Origin of the sequence: Wolbachia endosymbiont of Glossina morsitans morsitans, assembly GCF_000689175.1 — a bacterium.
In the GTDB taxonomy this organism is placed as follows: domain Bacteria; phylum Pseudomonadota; class Alphaproteobacteria; order Rickettsiales; family Anaplasmataceae; genus Wolbachia; species Wolbachia pipientis.
Map to the genome: position 1 here is coordinate 2,736 of NZ_AWUH01000148.1, position 3,023 is coordinate 5,758.

At 33.4% G+C, this 3,023-nt stretch carries 3 protein-coding genes and 1 pseudogene; all 4 read right to left on the reverse strand.

What is annotated here, in order from left to right:
* A pseudogene (locus WGMM_RS03810) lies at positions 1-260 on the reverse strand (IS4-like element ISWosp8 family transposase); the annotation flags it as partial.
* A 353-nt stretch (positions 261-613) separates the two neighbouring features.
* A complete protein-coding gene (locus WGMM_RS05820) occupies positions 614-889 on the reverse strand; it encodes a DMT family transporter (RefSeq protein WP_240991908.1) in 276 nt (91 codons plus the stop codon).
* 15 nt (positions 890-904) lie between these two features.
* Complete coding sequence (locus WGMM_RS03815; protein ID WP_007548371.1) at positions 905-1,219, reverse strand: DMT family transporter; 315 nt, start codon at positions 1,217-1,219, stop codon at positions 905-907.
* A gap of 99 nt (positions 1,220-1,318) precedes the next feature.
* The gene (locus WGMM_RS03820) at positions 1,319-2,425 is read right to left on the reverse strand and encodes a D-alanyl-D-alanine carboxypeptidase family protein (RefSeq protein ID WP_038250318.1); all 1,107 of its coding nucleotides are present in this window, start codon (positions 2,423-2,425) and stop codon (positions 1,319-1,321) included.
* Positions 2,426-3,023: the final 598 nt, after the last annotated feature.

Sequence of the window (3,023 nt, forward strand, 5' to 3'; positions counted from 1 at the left end):
CATGCTTAAATTCTTGAAAGCCTGTATGGCAAATCTTATACCTTGCTTTAGAAAAACTTGCTTTGAGGGTACATGTCAATGGCTCCATAAGTTCACATTCTATTCCCAAACTTTTTTTAACTAACTTTAAAATCATAGAAAATACTGTCGAAAAAGGAAGTTTTCTTGTTCGTGTAAAACTCAACACAATGGATTCTCTGAAAAGTTTTCGAGTATATTGCATTTTTAATTTGTAGAATAAGGTTTTTTCCTTTTTGCATGTTTCACCTAAAAAAGACACATTTTAAACTTTTTTGTTGCAATAAAATAGAAACAAAAGTGCTGTTTCTTGCACTCTTTCTGTTTCTTGCACTCTTTGGATAATTTAATGATAAAAAATTTAGAGAGAAATTTTACACACAATCTCTGGCATTTTTCCTTAAGTTGGCGCCATTGTGTGAACGGTTACGGTTTCCCGTCTTCACCATGCTATATAGAAAAAAGTCTGGATTCCAATTTGCATGACAATATGGAGTATCTGCTTCTTTCATCCCAGTGGGATCTTTTATTCCATTTTATCAACAGTTTGTTTTGCAGTATCAAACAATTTTAATCCTATAATCCCGAATGTAACTTAAATAAAGCATATAACCTCGAATAAATTAACTGGTTCATCAAATAGGTAAACTCTAAGTATCGAAGCTCCTATAGCGCCCACTCCAGTCCAAATTGCATAGCATACTCCGATAGGTATAGAACGTGTAGCGAGCGAAAGTAAATATGTACTAAAAGCCATGGAGAATATGCTAATTATTGATGGTACGAGATGAGTAAATCCACAACTATGCTTAAGTGTTATGACCCAGAACACTTCAATTAGTGACGATAAGAGTAAATATATCCAATTCATGCATAAACTTTAGGTTTAAATAGAGAGCTTTAGCCCTATGGTTCCTATTACAATTAAAACGATACATAAAACTTGAGATAAATTAATATTCTCTGTGAAAGTGGTTGCACCAATTATAGTTATTCCAATTGTGCATATTCCAGAGGAAACTGCATAGCATACTCTAATAGGTAGAAAGCATGCTGCAAGAGATAAAAAATAAATGCTAATGATCATAATTACCAATGTTGCAATCGAAGGCACAACTTTAGTAAAACTGTTACTAAACTTTAGTGTTACAGCCCACAGTATCTCTAGGATACTAGACAGCAACAAATATAACCAGCACATTTTCGTAACACTTCAATCCTGTATTGTAACAGAAATTGTTAGTTAAAACTATACTAAAGTGCAATAGATCTCTCTTTCGAAATTGCTTTAATATTAAACTTAAAATAACATCCTAAAAAACTTTTCTACGAAATTCAATTCCTGCACGTCATTTGCTGCATAAAGTGGTGTAGTTTGTTGCTCAATACCTGGTATTTCTACAAAAACTTTGCCCACTTCTTGACCTTTTTTAATTGGTGCAGGTATCATATCTTTATATTCAATACGCACCTTAATTTGGTCATGCAATTTGCGGTTGTAAGTTACGGTAACATCGTTTGCAACTGTAATAGGCACTTTTTTATCTTTTCCATAGAGAAAATTTACTTCCTCAACTACGCTACCCTTAGCGAATATTTTCTTGGTGTTAAAATGATTTAAGAAATATTGTATCAGTCTTGTTGCTTCTTCTGTTCGCTCTTTCTCAGTGTTTAAGCCATTTACGACAGCAAAAATTCTCCTATCGTTTCGTTTTGCAGATGCTACAATGCCGTAACCACCAGCATTTGTATAACCGGTTTTTAAGCCATCAACCCCAATATCGTGAAAAAGGAGAAGATTTTTATTCTTTTGTATAATTTCATTATATGTTAAATATTGTTCGGAAAATAAATCATAATATTCAGGAAAATCGGTGAAAATCCTTTTTGCCAGCATTACCAAGTCTTTTGCGTTCATAAAATGATCTTCATCTGGCCACCCGCTTGAGTTGACTAAATGACTGTTATTCTGATTCAAATTTTGTGCAACTTCATTCATTTCAGCTACAAAATTCTCTTCTGATCCTGCAATGCCCTCGGCTAGTGTTATGCAGGCGTCATTGCCTGAGACTATTGTAATTCCTTCAAGTAATTCCCTTACTGTAACGGATTGACCTTCTTTCAAAAACATAGAAGAGCCTTTTCTTTCCCACGCTTTTCTGCTTACTCGAAATTTATCCTCCATGTGTATTATTCCAGCTTTTAGATAATCGAAGGCTATATGTAAAGTCATTAGCTTGCTCATTGAAGATGGGGCCATTTTTTCGTCAGAATTATGGTCAAAAATGAACGAGTCTGAAGCTAAATCTAAGACTACTGCTTGCTTTGTTTTGGTTCTAAACTGGTATGAGTATGAAGAAAAAGGAAGTATAAAAACTAATAGCAAAATTACCAATCTGCTTAACATATTTATAATTTTAAATTTACAGTGTACTAATTAATAGTATAATTTTACAGGGGCATTTCAATAGATCTCTTGCATAAAAATTCCTTGACAAACCTCGCCAGCCTCCTTATCATGAAACTGAAGCTATTTATTTGTCTTCTCTGTACAGATTAAATGACAAAAAAACTCACGTATCTGGCGTCTCATGTTTAATTTTTTGCACTATGTGCACCTTATGTCTTTATAAAATTTCTAGGTTTTTACCTAATATAAGCTAAAATGCGCTTATAAAGCATTTAAAACACAAAAAAACGCCAACTTAAAAAATGGATAGTGAATAACTAGCTACCCTAGGGTTTCTTTTGCCTTTTTTTCTGTTTAGTAAATTTCTTAAACATTTATGACTAAAGGTTAGCTGCATTAAAAAGCAGCTAAGTCGCGGTTATTAAGCGTTTAGAATAAAAAAACGCCATACTTGAAAGTATAATGTAAGTAATTAGCCAACCACGGGGCTTCTTTTGCCTTTTTTTTCGTTTGGTAAATTTCTTAAATATTTATAGCTAAACGACAACCGTCATCCCGGGATCTCTTGTTAGCGGCTGAGATACCGCGAATGAAT

Coding starts and splice junctions, on each gene's coding strand:
- WGMM_RS05820 (WP_240991908.1), bottom strand. CDS start 889: ATGAATTGGATATATTTACTCTTATCGTCACTAATTGAAGTGTTCTGG.
- WGMM_RS03815 (WP_007548371.1), bottom strand. CDS start 1,219: ATGTGCTGGTTATATTTGTTGCTGTCTAGTATCCTAGAGATACTGTGG.
- WGMM_RS03820 (WP_038250318.1), bottom strand. CDS start 2,425: ATGTTAAGCAGATTGGTAATTTTGCTATTAGTTTTTATACTTCCTTTT.